At 36.8% G+C, this 14,544-nt stretch carries 14 protein-coding genes and 1 pseudogene; 7 read left to right on the top strand and 8 right to left on the bottom strand.

Going from position 1 to position 14,544, the window contains the following annotated elements; all coding sequences use genetic code 11:
• Positions 1-33 precede the first annotated feature (33 nt).
• The 3 genes from PNEUHYL_RS06425 (at position 34) to PNEUHYL_RS06415 (ending at position 1,427) form a co-directional block, all read left to right on the top strand.
• Positions 34-297: a hypothetical protein gene (locus tag PNEUHYL_RS06425; RefSeq protein ID WP_059366380.1), complete on the top strand. Its 264-nt coding sequence runs from the start codon at positions 34-36 to the stop codon at positions 295-297.
• A gap of 189 nt (positions 298-486) precedes the next feature.
• Positions 487-684 carry a hypothetical protein gene (locus PNEUHYL_RS06420; RefSeq protein ID WP_059366379.1) on the top strand — a complete coding sequence of 66 codons (198 nt, stop codon included), beginning with the start codon at positions 487-489 and terminating at the stop codon, positions 682-684.
• A 125-nt stretch (positions 685-809) separates the two neighbouring features.
• A complete protein-coding gene (locus PNEUHYL_RS06415; protein WP_059366378.1) occupies positions 810-1,427 on the top strand; it encodes a hypothetical protein in 618 nt (205 codons plus the stop codon).
• A 211-nt stretch (positions 1,428-1,638) separates the two neighbouring features.
• Here the strand turns inward: PNEUHYL_RS06415 and PNEUHYL_RS06410 are convergent, their stop codons facing one another.
• From PNEUHYL_RS06410 to PNEUHYL_RS06400, 3 genes and pseudogenes are all read right to left on the bottom strand, one after another.
• Positions 1,639-1,962: an HI1450 family dsDNA-mimic protein gene (locus tag PNEUHYL_RS06410; protein ID WP_059366377.1), complete on the bottom strand. Its 324-nt coding sequence runs from the start codon at positions 1,960-1,962 to the stop codon at positions 1,639-1,641.
• Between the two features lie 87 nt (positions 1,963-2,049).
• Positions 2,050-2,765 (bottom strand): annotated as a pseudogene (locus tag PNEUHYL_RS06405) (ABC transporter six-transmembrane domain-containing protein).
• Between the two features lie 160 nt (positions 2,766-2,925).
• Positions 2,926-4,155, bottom strand: a complete 1,230-nt coding sequence (locus PNEUHYL_RS06400; RefSeq protein WP_059366376.1) for an MFS transporter — start codon at positions 4,153-4,155, stop codon at positions 2,926-2,928.
• Positions 4,156-4,326: 171 nt separating this feature from the next.
• On the opposite strand from PNEUHYL_RS06400, the gene PNEUHYL_RS06395 reads away from it, so the two are divergent.
• The 3 genes from PNEUHYL_RS06395 to PNEUHYL_RS06385 are packed head-to-tail and all read left to right on the top strand — an operon-like array spanning position 4,327 to position 7,227.
• Positions 4,327-5,040, top strand: a complete 714-nt coding sequence (locus PNEUHYL_RS06395) for a FadR/GntR family transcriptional regulator (protein WP_239689732.1) — start codon at positions 4,327-4,329, stop codon at positions 5,038-5,040.
• Entirely contained in the window at positions 5,033-6,103 is a 1,071-nt protein-coding gene (locus tag PNEUHYL_RS06390; protein ID WP_059366375.1) for a Gfo/Idh/MocA family protein, read from the top strand. The genes PNEUHYL_RS06395 and PNEUHYL_RS06390 overlap by 8 nt, the downstream gene beginning before the upstream one ends.
• A 20-nt stretch (positions 6,104-6,123) precedes the next feature.
• On the top strand, positions 6,124-7,227 hold the full coding sequence (locus PNEUHYL_RS06385) for a Gfo/Idh/MocA family protein (protein WP_059366374.1): 1,104 nt from the start codon (positions 6,124-6,126) through the stop codon (positions 7,225-7,227).
• A 299-nt stretch (positions 7,228-7,526) separates the two neighbouring features.
• Here PNEUHYL_RS06385 and PNEUHYL_RS06380 read toward each other — a convergent pair whose 3' ends face one another.
• The 5 genes from PNEUHYL_RS06380 to PNEUHYL_RS06360 all read right to left on the bottom strand — a co-directional run bounded on the left by PNEUHYL_RS06380 (position 7,527) and on the right by PNEUHYL_RS06360 (position 13,280).
• Positions 7,527-8,663: an IS1595 family transposase gene (locus PNEUHYL_RS06380; RefSeq protein ID WP_059366373.1), complete on the bottom strand. Its 1,137-nt coding sequence runs from the start codon at positions 8,661-8,663 to the stop codon at positions 7,527-7,529.
• 314 nt (positions 8,664-8,977) lie between these two features.
• Entirely contained in the window at positions 8,978-10,480 is a 1,503-nt protein-coding gene (locus PNEUHYL_RS06375) for a hypothetical protein (RefSeq protein ID WP_059366372.1), read from the bottom strand.
• 2 nt (positions 10,481-10,482) lie between these two features.
• Positions 10,483-12,660, bottom strand: a complete 2,178-nt coding sequence (locus tag PNEUHYL_RS06370; protein ID WP_059366371.1) for an HsdM family class I SAM-dependent methyltransferase — start codon at positions 12,658-12,660, stop codon at positions 10,483-10,485.
• A gap of 1 nt (position 12,661) precedes the next feature.
• Positions 12,662-12,907 (bottom strand): hypothetical protein, encoded by a 246-nt coding sequence (locus PNEUHYL_RS06365; protein ID WP_059366370.1) that lies wholly within the window; start codon positions 12,905-12,907, stop codon positions 12,662-12,664.
• Positions 12,908-12,944: 37 nt separating this feature from the next.
• On the bottom strand, positions 12,945-13,280 hold the full coding sequence (locus PNEUHYL_RS06360) for a helix-turn-helix domain-containing protein (protein WP_018356035.1): 336 nt from the start codon (positions 13,278-13,280) through the stop codon (positions 12,945-12,947).
• A 106-nt stretch (positions 13,281-13,386) separates the two neighbouring features.
• On the opposite strand from PNEUHYL_RS06360, the gene PNEUHYL_RS06355 reads away from it, so the two are divergent.
• Positions 13,387-14,403 carry an IS1595 family transposase gene (locus PNEUHYL_RS06355; RefSeq protein WP_059366369.1) on the top strand — a complete coding sequence of 339 codons (1,017 nt, stop codon included), beginning with the start codon at positions 13,387-13,389 and terminating at the stop codon, positions 14,401-14,403.
• The last annotated feature ends 141 nt before the right edge of the window (positions 14,404-14,544 follow it).

Genomic DNA, 14,544 nt, shown 5'->3' with positions numbered 1-14,544 from the left:
AGTTTTTATTATGACAACATTTAACAAAATCCAATGTATTCCGCCATTGCAAGTTACAGCACGCAAGAAGACGGTTCAATTAATGCCAAATATGTCATTGGTACCGGCACGGATAATGACGGTGTGGTAACTGATTTCACGCCTATTATCAGCGAGTATAAATGGATTGATGCCGAAGCAGCGAAAGCGATTAATGATGCACCTTTCACTAAGGAAGACATTGGTAAAACCCCAACACAAATTATGCTTGCGCGAATCTACAATCATTTGAAAGAAACGCAGCAAATTTACGTTTAATCATAGCCCTCAAATGAGGGCTTTTTTATTGGAGCGAAAATGGAACAAATCGACTTAGAGATGGTTTGAGGCGACGATGAAGGTTTTACATTTGAGATTGTAGAAGATGACGAGCAAGAAAGTGCGGTCAATTTTGATGGTTGCCGGTTTGATTTACACATTAAACCGAAACGAGGAGAAATCATTAAATTGTCATCCGAAACGGGTGAAATTGCAGTAGAAAATCACCTTATCTACATCTCAATCTCACACGATAAAACGGAAGGTGTGAAATGGGAATCTGCCAAATGGGATTTACAGTGTATCGACCAGTATCAAAAAGTGCGCACGATTGCCGGTGGAGAATTAACGTTAGTTCACGATATTACGATGGTTAATGATGAGTAGTCCTTTTACATATAAGAAATTGTACAAAGTGCGGTTAATCAAATCTCAATATATCGTCTTAAACCACAGAGAATATGACGAATCTCTCAACAAAATTTACCAACAAACAAAACAGGAGCTTAGAAATGGCGAGAATAAATAAAAACGAACCCGTCGATGCAATGTTTGCTTACAACGTGGCAAAAGATATAGTTAATCTTGAAAACGAGATTGAAGTATTAAAAAATCAGCCTGTCCCACGGGTAATGGAAGTAGAAAACAGATTGGTTGCAACAGACAATGCTGTGTACAGACAGGTAAAGAACTTGGCTAATATCAAGCTCGTTCAGACAGGGTATAGAGACGGTATTTTTTGGTATGGTGACAGACCAAATGATGGCTATTGGTTAGACCCTTTTACCCAGCGGGTCTATTTAAGACGTGACAATCAAGACAGTGAAGTGGAATTGCCAAGTCCGGAGCTTGTGCGCAGATTGAATATTAGTTACCGCGTTAGCCAATGGGGTGAGCTAATGGGTTATCCGCTCTCAGATGACAGTCACGTGCTGAATATGGATTTTGAAGAATTTAAAAAAATCTCGATTGAAGCGGGAATATTTGTTTTTGAAAATCTCAACAATAAATATAAAACAACAGGATTGTTTAATCTTACTTCTGCCGGTGAATCTTTTAAACTCTATTACCTCGGCGTGGAGGTTTATTCAGGCATAATAGAAGATGGCGGGAATGAGTCTGATCGTTAAAATAAATTTTTGATAAAAGCGCGGTAGGTTTACCGTGCTTTTCTTTGATAACTCAACCCTGTCACTTTGATTAAAAATAGCAAATTAACCTGAAAAAACGTTCCGAAATGAAATTGACGAATATTGATTTATAAAGAAAAATTTATAGCAAAATCGCAATAATTTTGGAACGTAAAACGGCTATAAAGCCTTTTAGAATCTGGATTTAATGTTATTTTTTCCAAACAACGTGGAATTCACGATTTTCTTCACTGTGAGAAATAAGGAATTTGGCAAAGACATCGTCCATTTCATCTTTATCATTGACTAAACCGATCCAGACTTCGGCAAAAGCCTCCGGATCGATTAATACCCCGATTTCCTGTTCCCAATCTTCTGCCGTTTCGACAAATTCCACGGCGCCACGATCTTCAAATTGGAGATTAAATAGCATAATATCCGCCGGATCTAAATTTTCTCCCGCCATTTCCAAGAAGATATCATAAGCAATGTCAATTGCGGCATCAGGATCAAGTTTTTGAAGTTCAGTTGTCATAATTTTGCCTCTTTTTCAATTATGGGCGGTATGATACTGAAATAAAAAGTGCGGTCAAATTCATTTGTGTTTTTTATCATTAAGAGCCTACACTTCAACCCGTTTGCCAATATCTCTCAAATTGGAAAATTGCTCAAGTAGTCTTGGTGCGTCATCAAGACTTGTGGCAAAAGTCCAAAGATAGGTAATCACCGCATAAATGTGCCCCGCTTGTACATTTTCTGTCATTGCCAAGCGAACGACAGTAACGCCAAATAAAATCGCAGAAACAATACCGATCCATAAATAGCCATCGGCTTCACGGTTTGATAATCGAATGCGTAATGTTGCTAGCCAATCATAGTGCTTATTTAAGTGATAATGGCTTTTTTGTTCAATCACATTGACTTCTTTTTCCAAATGGTCATTGAATTTCAAGTAGAGTAAATCGTTGGTTTTGCATATTTAGGGAGCATCAATCCAAAAAATATCAAAACGAAACAAGCTGTAACGCCGGACCAAAATTCCAACCACAATAACATAATTGCCACACCAATAATGGAAAAACCGGACATAATCAAGGTTGGTAAATGTCGCTCAAAGAAGTCCACAAATTGGCGTGATAGTGCTACACGCGCGGTGATTGCTGATTTATCTAATCCTTTATTTCGTTGGTTTAATATCACCGGTACGGCAAGTTCGGCATAAATGCGGGCAAAAGCTCGTGTATCTACCGCATGCCGTGCCGCACCAATTCCCCAAATAATTAACACAACGAAAGAATAGCTAAGTGATAACGTGATATTACCGCTCTTTGAAATCATTTGATTTTTTATGGACACCAGCGTGGGCGTCCCTACCTATGAGATAAAATCTAAGTTTATGAAACTGCTACATAATACCGAAATAATAAAAAAGTGCGGTTGAATTTGACCGCACTTTGAGTAACTTTCAAAAAGTTAGTCAGACAACTGTATTTGGTATCTAGTTACGTTTTACATATTCTTGGATTCGTTCCGGGATTCTTAATCCGACTAATCCTACCAATAGTAATGTCCAGAATAATGTGACATAAACCAATGATGAACCCAAACCAACGCGCTCACTTAAGGCGGCCGCTATGACCGGGGCAACTCCACCTCCGATAGCGGCAAAGTTATAAATAAAACCGATACCTGTGCTACGCATTTCTGTGGGGAAGAATTTCGCCATATATTTAGGGACTAAACCGGCAATCCCCAAATTTGTTGCGAGTAAAAAGAATAGTAATATACCAAGTGCAAACTGGTTATTTTCAGGTAAGTAGAATACAGGGAAAAGGAAACAGAGTGAAAGTAACAAACTATAGACGAAGGTTTTCTTTTCACCCAATGTATCTCCGACAAAACCTGTGATTAATGTTCCTATGAGAATGCCGAATCCGGCCCAAAACATTAACGATTTGACATTTTCAGCATAACCGTTTTCTTTGAGATAAAGGGGGAGTAATCCTACTACCGGCCAGTTAACGGAGAAAATAGAATAACAAACAAGAAAAATGATGAGTGTTATTGGTAGTTGTTGTTTTGAGAAAAGCTGTGTCAGCGGAACTTTTTGCACTTTTCCTTCTGATTTTGCCGCTGCCCATTCTTCACTTTCCGGTGCATGACGACGAATATAAAGCACGAGAATCACTGGCGCTAAACCGATAAAGAATGCAATTCGCCAACCGTATTCTTGTGCTACCCAAGGGATAATTTGCGAGGCTAAAATATTCCCGACAGAAAAACCGCTGACTAAAAATGCACTGGCTTTTGTACGTAGATGTTGCGGCCAACTTTCGATTGCATAGGAAGAAGAACAAGCATATTCCCCCGCCATTCCCATACCAACAATCATTCGGAATATAAAAAGCCAAATGTAGCTAGTCGATAACCCACATAGGAAAGTGCCGATAGAATAGACTAAAATTGAAACGATCATTGCTAATCGGCGCCCATATTTATCGGCAAAGCTACCAAAAATAGCACCGCCTAAAGGACGGGCGACGAAAGCGGCTAATAATAGTGTTGAAGTTTCCGTTGTACTCATGGCAAATTCTTTTTGAATATCCAAAAGTACATAGGTGATGAGCATATAATCAAAACCATCGAAAACGTATCCTAACCAAGCGGCAAATAATGCTTTTTTCTGAATAGGGCTGACTTCTTTGTACCATGGTAATGTGGTTGCCATAGTAACCTCCTTTATATGTTGATAAAAATTTGTGAAAGAGATCACAGTATTTTAAATTGCTACAAATTTCTGCTTGCATAAACAAAGATAAGACGTATGATGTCTTATGTCAATTAGGTGGAATTAAGAAGAGTGAGACGTAGATCACAAATCTGAAAGAAAATACTAAAAATGCAGAAAATGAAAATAAACAAGAAAGAAGCCAGTCTTGAATTGCAAGACAAAATCAAAGCGTTAATTATTAAGCGTAATTTAAAATCCGGTGATTTAATGCCAACAGAAAACGAGTTGATTGAATTGCTTGGGGTAAGTCGGTCTAGCTTACGTGAAGCCATAAAATCTCTTGAAGCGTTACATATTTTAGATATTAAACATGGTGTCGGTACATTTGTGAGTGAATCTTCTTTGATTCCGATGATCCGAGGATTGAGCTTTCATACCCAGTTGAATCTACATTCCGAGAGCAATCAATTAGGAAATATGCTGGATATTCGTGAAATTCTTGAATATGGGTTTGCGCCAATGGTGCTGAGTAAAATAACCGATGAAAAAATCACCGCACTTCAAAAATACGTCGCAAACATGGAAAAGTGTGCAAAAAATGGGAAATTCTCACCGAAGGATGAATATCGTTTACACGTTGAATTGTATGAGCCATTGAATAATCCCCTGTTATTGCAATATTTAGATGCATTTTGGCAAATTTATCACAAAGTGGAGAAAGATTTAGCGGAAATGCAATGCTCGACCACTCAAATGGCGATGTACCATAAGGAGCTCATTGATGCCGTAGAAGCCCGTGATCTCGTGCGAATGCAGCGCGCCATTTTGCATTATTTCCAAAGCATTAGACAACGTTTATCACAAGGAGAAAAAAATGACTAAGCCTCTCAATATTGCCTTAGTGGGGTGTGGATTTTTCGGTACTCAACTTGCCTCCGCCTTCCATAAAGCCGACGCAAATTTAATCGCGGTGACCGACATCAATCCTCTGCTTGCCGAGAATCTGGCCAAACAATATCACAGTCATGTTTTTCAACATATTGAAGATTTGCTCAATGAAACCACCCCTGATCTTGTGATTATCGCAACGCCAAATTACGCCCACTATGCACCGGCAATTCTTGCACTTAATGCCGGTTGCGATATTTTTATTGAGCCCCCTTTCGTTTTAAGTTCGGCACATTGCCGGCATTTAATCACATTGGCAAAAGAGAAAAAACGCCAAATTTTTGTTGGTCATTTAGAACGCACTCTACCTGGTTTACGGAGAGTGAAACAAGTATTAGACAATCAACAACTTGGGCAGCTCACCGTTATTCGTGCCGTAAGGCAACGTTGGATCGAAAATTTAACGAATAAAGAGTGGTGGAAACTTGATACAAATTTAACCGGTGGCGAACTTTTCCATTTAATTCACGAATTGGATTTACTCTGTTGGCTTGTAGGGAACATTGAATCGGTTTATGCCCAATCAACCAATATCGCTCATCAAGATATACCGGACACAAAAGATATTATCCAATTGCTCTTTCATTTTGAAAATGGTGCTTTGGGTTCGCTAGAAATGGGCACGGCTTATCGCCAACATCAATGGGGAATACAAATTCACGGCGAAAAAGGGATGATAGATATTAACTTTTTTACCTCAAGTGTGACATTCACCTATGCAGAGGAAAAAATAGAACACTATGATTTGTATGAAGAATTTGAAGCGGATTTATCATTACGGGATAGTGCAAAAGGCACGCAACAGTACAATCAAACTCATACCCTTTGCCCATTTTGGTTAACCCGTGCAGCAGAAATTGAAGCGCTTGATGTGGTGAAACATTTACGATATGAGACCGTTACCCCATTAAGCCAATGTCTTTCTGATGCGATTAAAATCGCAGAAGCGGCAAAATATTCAATGATCGTTGAAAAACGAATCGCCCTCAAACATTAACTCAAATTAAGGAGATAAATATGATTAATTATGGTGTAGTCGGTGTCGGTTATTTTGGTGCGGAGCTTGCCCGTTTTATGAATGATTTAGAGGATGCGCAAATTACGGTTGTGTATGATCCTGAAAACGGAAAAACTATTGCAGAAGAGCTACAATGTGACGCTGCCGATTCACTCGAAGCATTGGTTACTTCACCTAAAGTCGATTGCGTGATTGTCGCCACCCCGAACTATTTACATAAAGAACCGGTTTTGTTAGCGGCAAAAAATAAAAAGCATGTTTTTTGTGAAAAACCGATTGCGTTAAGTTACCAAGATTGTGATGAAATGGTGCGTGCGTGTGAAGAAAACGGGGTGAAATTTATGGCGGGTCATGTTATGAATTTCTTTAATGGCGTTCGTCATGCCAAAGAACTCATTAACCAAGGTGTCATTGGTAAGGTGCTTTATTGTCATACGGCACGCAATGGTTGGGAAGAAGAGCAACCTACGATTTCTTGGAAAAAAATCCGTGAAAAATCCGGCGGGCATTTATATCACCATATTCATGAGCTTGATTGTGTTCAATTTCTTATGGGGGGAATGCCAAAAACCGTTACCATGGCTGCGGCAAATGTCGCACACAAAGGGGAAAAATTTGGCGATGAAGACGATATGATTTTCGTCACTATGGAATATGAAGACAACCGTTTCGCTGTATTGGAATGGGGCTCGGCTTTTCGTTGGGGAGAGCACTATGTGCTAATTCAAGGTGAAAAAGGGGCGATTAAAATTGATATGTATAATACCAAAGGCACATTGCGTGTAGATGGCAAAGAAAGTTATTTCCTTGTTCATGAAAGCCAAGAAGAAGATGATGATCGTACCCGTATTTACAACAGTACCGAAATGGATGGGGCGATTCAATATGGTAAACCGGGTAAACGTACACCGATGTGGTTAAGTTCAATTATGAAAAAAGAAATGCAATACTTGAATGATATTATGCACGGTATGAAGCCTACGGCGGAATTTGAAAAGCTCTTGACCGGCGAAGCGGCACGAGCGGCTATTGCTACCGCAGATGCGTGTACGCGTTCACGTTATGAACATCGCAAAGTCGCATTATCAGAAATTATAGGTTAGCTATATTCGCTATAAGAAAAAGTGCGGTCAAAAATATAAATAAATTTCGGCATTATGTAGCAGTTGCACAAAGTCCGAAAATTGACTAAAACCACACTTCAAATTAAATGCCTTTCCGAGATGATCTTGCGAAAGGCATTTATTTTTCCTGAAATTTTACTAACAACATCATCATTTTTCACGCAAATTTTCCATTTTCCGCTGATTTAGGCGTAACAAGTCCGCTCGACCGTGATTTAGGTAAGCTAGTTATACCGTTCTATTTAAATCTGATGAAATATATCTAAGTCAGTTGCAAGTTACGCAGCCAACAGTATTTCATCGTACTTCATTTGCTCTTCTAGTCGCTTGAAGTAGTTTTGTGAAATTTCTTCAGGCGCAAAGGCTTTCATTCCAATTAACTCGCCTTGTCGGTGATTCCCTTGCCAGTAACCGACCCATTCTTTGAGGGGTAATACCCATAGACAGCGTTGAAGTACATCAGAAAATAAGTCTCCGTTCGATTTTCTACGATTATCTGACATAAATGCCGCTTGATTGGCGTAATGCAGGGCGTATTTATTATCGGTTTTGTGATGTACGCCACGATGTAAATCACGAAAACGAGCGTTAAAGGATTCCGCAAGATTGTTATTTATGCCTTTGGCACTAAAGGCTTCTTGATGATTGACCGACCAGCGTGTGTAATGAAAGTCAAGGTTGTTATAGGCTGGGTTTTCATCGCACATAATATCGCTGCCAGCGGTGACAAAGCGTTGATTCAAGGCAAACACCGTATCAGCGTTTTCGGTGTAATCTATTGCAACAATGGTGCGGTTTGAACCCCACATTTGTTCATCATTGGCGGAACGTTGATTCAAGCTGATAATACAGCGTTTAGTCGGTCTAAATTTGGGAAATTTCCGTCCTTTTTCGTCCGCTTGTTGGCGTTGTTTATAGTTGTTTTTACGGTAGTTAGGCTTGCGTAGCGTGAAGTTAATCCACGCACCATCTTCGTGAATTTCGCCTTGCATCTGGCGTAAATCACGGGTTTTAAACAGGGTTTCACGCAGCTTATGACATAGCACGAAAGCCGTTTTGTAATTAGTGTTGAGGTGGCGGCTAATATCAATAGCACTAATGCCTTTTGAGCTATTTACCATCAGCAAAGTAGCGGCAATAATATCGACCAACGGGAGCTTGTGAAAAGCGAAAATCGTGTTGGTGGTAACATAGAAATGACGTTGGCAATGCTTGCAGCACCAACGTTTGCGAGATTCAAGAAAATAGGCGTGGTGGCGAATGCCGCAATGCGGGCAACAAACATCGCGAATGTTATCAGGATTGCCCCAGCGTTTTGATTTGAGCAGATGAAAGGCTTCGCTTTCGGTTAAACGGAAAATGTCTTTTAGAGCGATATTTTTTGATTTACTTGCCAATAAATGATGTTGAGCCATTGTGAATTTCCTTGTGTAGTACAAGGCATTCGAGAGTTTGCTAAACGCTAGACATAAAAAATTGCCCACTTGAAAATTCAAGTCGGCTCAAAGCGTTTATGCCTCGAATACCGTACTGTCACAAGAAAACTTGTGAGCTAAACTCCTAGATAAACTCATTGCGACATTCGCCACATAATGTGCGAGATGCTCAATTTTTGCGGTTTATCTATCTTCCCCATTTGAAGGAAAGCTAAAGACAAAATAATAAGTTTATTAGCTTAATGGGAAGGTAATAAAGATAAGTTATATTTCCTTTTTAATAAGTAGCCCAATCATCTTATATTAAATCTAATTTTGATAGGATTATCGTTTATAATATTTTCGATAGTTTGATCTAATATGCTTTGTAATATTTTAGCTGTTTTATCTAATTCATAGATACCTGCTTGATTATTAAATTCATCATCTAATTTAAGAAAATTATCCAGAGTGGTTCTTTCTACATCATAATTGATGGGGTTATGATATAGTTTAGCTATTTCTTCTTGTTTTTCTGTTGGGAAATTTGGGAAAGGAATCATACTCCAGTATTTTTGAGCTAAACTTCCACCATTACCACCAACGGCATAAAGATCAATTATTCCTTTGCTTCTAAAGTAATCTAAGATACATTTTACGAATATTGCTTTATTAGCATTATGCTCTTCTTGTTGTATTGTAATGCCATGAATATTTGTAATAACCTTATCCTGTTCTTCAATAATTACTATGGATCGTCCTTTTTCAAATCCTTCAGCCCCAAAAATTAGATCTCCTTTTTTGAGGGTTTTCAAAGAATTTGGATTGCCCAAATATTCTATACTATCAACGGTTCCATATTTTGAGATAAATTTAGGTAATATCAAAGTATAGAAATTGTCATATCTATTTTTGCTATAAATACTATTTCCTATATTTGACACTTGCAAATTCTGTCCGCGAGAAAGCGAGAATCCAAATTCGTGAATGGTTTTATAACCATTTATATAATTTTCTATTGTAAAAACTATATTCTTAAACTTTTTACGATAAATGTTAGTATCTAATCTACATATATTTTCAACTTCTTTTATCGTTGGCAGATTATAAGAAAATACAGCATCACCTTGATTATCTAATAACTCTTTTTCAATTAACGATAAAATAGTTTGATGACGTTCTTTAATCAAACGTTGTTTATTCACAATTGCTTGAGTTAAATTTTCTACAAATTTAATTACATTATCCACATTATCATTAGGTATAGGAATTTTACAATCCAAAAATAATGTTTTAGCGTGGCGAATTGTTGCACCTTTGGGTACAATAAAATCCAGCTGTTCACGAAAAATAGAATGTTTCATCATTGCAAGCAAATAATATTTATGCTTATTGACAGGTAGTTTATATAATGCTCCTGATAGCATATAATTGGGGTAATCTTTATCCAAAATGACAATTTCACCAATATTGCTATCTTTGGAAATAATTAGATCCCCAGCCTTTAAATTCATTTCCACAAAACTACTTGGCATAATAGGTAATGCAGTTTCGGAACTGATTTCCGGCAAGTAAGAATGCTCCTGCAAGGCTTTGGTGCGTAAAAAATAATGGCTAGATTGACTTATATAATTCGCAGAGCCAACTTCCTCGCCCAAATCTCCGCGAGTTAAATCACGAGCTAAAAAATCTCTCACTAATTTACAGTTTTGATTGGTAATTTCAAATCTTTTATGTTGTGATGATGATAAGCTAAAGCTATTTTCTACAATATCATTGTAGCTAATTATTTTAGGAGTATGAATATAATTGCTCATAATTATTTCTCCTTAATAAACATATCTTGCAATACCTGTTCTTGCGATACACACCACTGTTTAAAATCAGTAATTGTTTGGGTAAAATCTTCATCTAACATTGGATTACCGCCATTATCAATCTGTACTTCAAAAGTTTTATAATCAATCTTGTAAGTTGGTACAAACTGTTTGACACGTTTATTAGTTTTAACTTCATAACCCACTTTTTGAATATCTTTAGCAAATACTTGATAATTTTGCTCTTTTAGTTTGTCTAATTCATCAGCTGTTGGTTTATATGCAACAATAATAGATGTATTTACCCCTGTTTCAGCAAATACATTAGCGGGCAAATCAAAAATTGCCACAATCCGCATCTTATCCATTAACCATTGACGAGCGATTTTATGGCTATCAATACTGGCAATAGAATTAGATAGTACAATTCCCATTCTGCCACCTTCTTTTAAAATACGATAGGCGTTCTCAAGAAAAATGACTCCTAAGTCAATTTTTGTAGCTTGCTTTTTAGATGATTTCTTTTTACCACCAGTATCACTATTGTTGTCACCTTTATTAGAATACAAATTCCATAATTCATAACATTCAATTACAGCTTTATCTGTATCATTATCCTTTTTGGGGGTAAAAGCACGATCTTCTCCAAAAGGCGGATTAGTTAATACTACATCAAATTTTTTTAATTTTTTTTCATCTGGGCGGTTATCCCAATTTCCATTTTTGTTCATAGATGGTATTAACTCTAAGATACCTCCCTCATTATCAAATTTGGATAATAATGAGCCATACCCTGATTTCGCTTCTATTTTGGCATTTCCATCACCATTTAGTAGCATATTTAAAGTAGCAAGCATCACCATTTGTTCATCAATATCCATACCAAAAATATTGCCGTCATCTAGCTTACTATTTGAATTGACATAAGACACAGATAAAAAATCTGCGATACCAACTGTTGGGTCAATGACGGTTTCACCATTTCTAGGGTTGACAACCTTAACCAAGAAATCAATTAGTGGTAAAGGGGTAACAAATTGAGCATTATTTTCTTTAGAAAATGGTGTGGCAAACTTATAAAAAACAAGTTGATAAAGGTCTGTTTTATGTGAACGTACAAATGAATAATTTTGAAATTGACTAATAACTTCAATCAAAACTTTAACGTGATTTTCATTTTTACTATTAAAAACATTGTTTTTTAAAATTCGAGTATATGCACCAGATGCATCACCTCTTAACTGATTTATCCGTTCAATAAGTTTTTGTACATTTTCATCGGCTAGTGACTCATATTTCTTTTCACTAGGGGTAATATAAAAATCAAGATAACGGTTGTTATTCTTTTCATTTCGTTTTTCATCAAAGATCTTTAATGATAAAATTTGAATTAAAATTTCAAATCCGCGCTGATTAGTTAAACCTACTTTATCCATTGTACGCAAGATGTTACTCATTACATCATTGATTTGCGTTGAATGAACGCCCGAAATAATATCCAAATCAAAAATAGTACGGCTCGATAAGTCTTTTTCTTTTAAGTTTTCAATATCTAACAAATATTGAAAGCTAGGAATGTTTAAATAAGGATCAGTTAAATGCAAGCAAAGTTCTTTAGTTTTGCTATCTTCACCTTTTGTATTATATTCATCACTAAAACGTAATAATTTATTATTTTGTTTTTTAAATAAGTACAATCTACCAGTGTCATATAAAATACCTAAACAGAATTTTCGATCACTTTCTCGTAAATAGGCTTTTAATTGCTTATCCCACACTTCAGGAATATTTTTCTTATCTTCTTTCTTAAATTCTATGACAACAATTAAGTGTTCTCTTAACCATTCTAAACTGTCTATATCACCATTCTGGTGGTAGTTTTTATAATGTTCAAACCACTTCTTATCATCAAAAATTGCTCCATCAATTTTTATTGGTGCAGATGATTTATTTCCTTTTGGGAAATGAACTTCTGTTCCAATATAGTCTTTTGGAACAAGCCCAGAATTTACTAATGAATATAAAAATTGCCATTTGTAAAATTCTTCATTAGTTGATCCATCTTTCTTCTTAAAAATAGTCTTTTTATTATATGTCAAATGGACAGGAAGAAAGCAATCATACTCAATTGTATTAATGTTTTCTTGATCAAATTTAGCTTTAAATTCAGAAAAATTCATTTTAAACCTCCAAATTGTCTTGAAGATTTAAAATAAAATGCAATACTAGGCTTGTAGGCTTGTAGGCTTGTAGGCTTGTAGGCTTGTAGGCTTGTAGGCTTGTAGGCTTGTAGGCTTGTAGGCTTGTAGGCTTGTAGGCTTGTAGGCTTGTAGGCTTGTAGGCTTGTAGGCTTGTAGGCTTGTAGGCTTGTAGGCTTGTAGGCTTGTAGGCTTGTAGGCTTGTAGGCTTGTAGGCTTGTAGGGACATTTTTTGTTCCTTATTGAGTTAATGTCAAGTTAAATATTTATTGTTTATTGGAAATTTCTTTGAAAGAAATTGAGAAAGCATCTTTTAAGTTTTCAGGCATAGTGCGATAGTCAGCAATCAATTTTTCTTCTTGTGCCGAAATTTTACTTTCTTGTGTTGCTGCTTGAAACATTGCTCCATTTCCTGTAAGCAACCAAGTTATACTGATTTCAAGCCCATTATGAATTTTCACTAAGGCATCTACATTCGGATCACGCCCTTCATTTAAGTAATTCATAGCAGAACGATACGAAATACCAGTAACATTAGAAAACTCTGTAACGCTCATATTTTTAGCATCTAAAACCTGTTTTAAACGTTCTGATATGCACATTGTTTCACATTCCTATTGAAAAAAGTGAACGATTATGATACATTATACACAATCAATATGAATAATGTTTCATATTTTAGTTTAATCAAGGTGTGATCTCAATACTATGGCACAACATTTTCTCCTCTCCAGCAAGGCTCGTACAATTTCTTCTCGTGAAGTGGCTCAACTTTCCGATGAAGAAGCCTTTAGCTTGCTTTGCGAATTGCGTTGGGGAAGTAAAGAAGTGGTTGTTTGTCCGAAATGTGGTGTACAGCACAAGGCTTATTGGATTGGAACGCGTAAACAATGGAGATGTAAACATTGTCATCATACTTTTAGTGTGACATCTGGAACTATCTTTGCAAATCGCAAATTGTCATTTCAAATCTATCTCTATGCCATTGTCGAATGGATAAATGCCGTAAAAGGTATTTCTTCACTTCAACTTGCAAGAAATACGGGAATTAATCCGAGAACGGCATTTGTACTTTCTCATAAATTCCGTAAAGCGCTATTGGAAAGCCGTGATATGAAACCACTTTCAGGCATAGTCGATATGGACGGTACTTATGTGCATTCTGCGCCACGCAAAGCGAATAAGAAATCTGACCGCATTGACTATCGTTTAAAGGAAAATCAAAATCCTAATAAACGTTGTGTGATGGTTGCTCGTGAACATTACTCACGAGAAGAAAAAACATCAAATGTGTTGCATTGTGGTGCAAAACGTTCGCACGTTTTCGTGGCTCATACTGAATCGCAATCGGTCGTAAAAAGTTTTGCTGACAAATTCATTAAGCCTAATACACGAATCAATACCGATGAAAGCACGGCTTACGATGTTCTATTACCTTACTATGACTTGAGAACAGTAAATCATAAGGAAGAATATCGCAGTGATTTCGGTGTGACAAATAATCAGGCGGAAAGTTTATTCAGTCGCTTTAAACGTATGTATTACGGACAAATCCATAAAATCAGCAATGAATACTTACTAAACTATGCGAATGAAATTGCATATCGTGAGGATAATAGACGTGCCTCAAACAAAGCACAGTTTATTGATGTCTTGAGTCGGTGTTTGAAAACGACCAACGATAACAATGAATCGGTATTATGTAGCAGTTGCACAAAGTCCTAATATTGACTAAATCGCAAACTATGTGAATGCCTTTCGGAAATGAAAGGCATTGCTTTTGGTGCAAATTCTACCGAAAATCCCTTAAATTATCATGCCATTTTTGTCTTTTTCTGTGAATAAGGCGAGTCAAATCAACCTAAC

This window comes from Rodentibacter caecimuris (assembly GCF_001019715.1).
GTDB classification, from domain to species: domain Bacteria; phylum Pseudomonadota; class Gammaproteobacteria; order Enterobacterales; family Pasteurellaceae; genus Rodentibacter; species Rodentibacter caecimuris.
Note: the sequence above shows the minus strand (reverse complement) of the source record. Positions and strands in the feature narration are given on the sequence as shown.

Excerpts from the sequence above, each read along its gene's own strand:
- PNEUHYL_RS06395 (WP_239689732.1), top strand. The coding sequence starts at position 4,327 with ATGCAGAAAATGAAAATAAACAAGAAAGAAGCCAGTCTTGAATTGCAA.
- PNEUHYL_RS06360 (WP_018356035.1), bottom strand. The coding sequence starts at position 13,280 with ATGTGCATATCAGAACGTTTAAAACAGGTTTTAGATGCTAAAAATATG.
- PNEUHYL_RS06365 (WP_059366370.1), bottom strand. The coding sequence starts at position 12,907 with ATGTCCCTACAAGCCTACAAGCCTACAAGCCTACAAGCCTACAAGCCT.
- PNEUHYL_RS06400 (WP_059366376.1), bottom strand. The coding sequence starts at position 4,155 with ATGGCAACCACATTACCATGGTACAAAGAAGTCAGCCCTATTCAGAAA.
- PNEUHYL_RS06375 (WP_059366372.1), bottom strand. The coding sequence starts at position 10,480 with ATGAGCAATTATATTCATACTCCTAAAATAATTAGCTACAATGATATT.
- PNEUHYL_RS06385 (WP_059366374.1), top strand. The coding sequence starts at position 6,124 with ATGATTAATTATGGTGTAGTCGGTGTCGGTTATTTTGGTGCGGAGCTT.
- PNEUHYL_RS06380 (WP_059366373.1), bottom strand. The coding sequence starts at position 8,663 with ATGGCTCAACATCATTTATTGGCAAGTAAATCAAAAAATATCGCTCTA.
- PNEUHYL_RS06355 (WP_059366369.1), top strand. The coding sequence starts at position 13,387 with ATGGCACAACATTTTCTCCTCTCCAGCAAGGCTCGTACAATTTCTTCT.
- PNEUHYL_RS06415 (WP_059366378.1), top strand. The coding sequence starts at position 810 with ATGGCGAGAATAAATAAAAACGAACCCGTCGATGCAATGTTTGCTTAC.
- PNEUHYL_RS06425 (WP_059366380.1), top strand. The coding sequence starts at position 34 with ATGTATTCCGCCATTGCAAGTTACAGCACGCAAGAAGACGGTTCAATT.
- PNEUHYL_RS06390 (WP_059366375.1), top strand. The coding sequence starts at position 5,033 with ATGACTAAGCCTCTCAATATTGCCTTAGTGGGGTGTGGATTTTTCGGT.
- PNEUHYL_RS06370 (WP_059366371.1), bottom strand. The coding sequence starts at position 12,660 with ATGAATTTTTCTGAATTTAAAGCTAAATTTGATCAAGAAAACATTAAT.
- PNEUHYL_RS06410 (WP_059366377.1), bottom strand. The coding sequence starts at position 1,962 with ATGACAACTGAACTTCAAAAACTTGATCCTGATGCCGCAATTGACATT.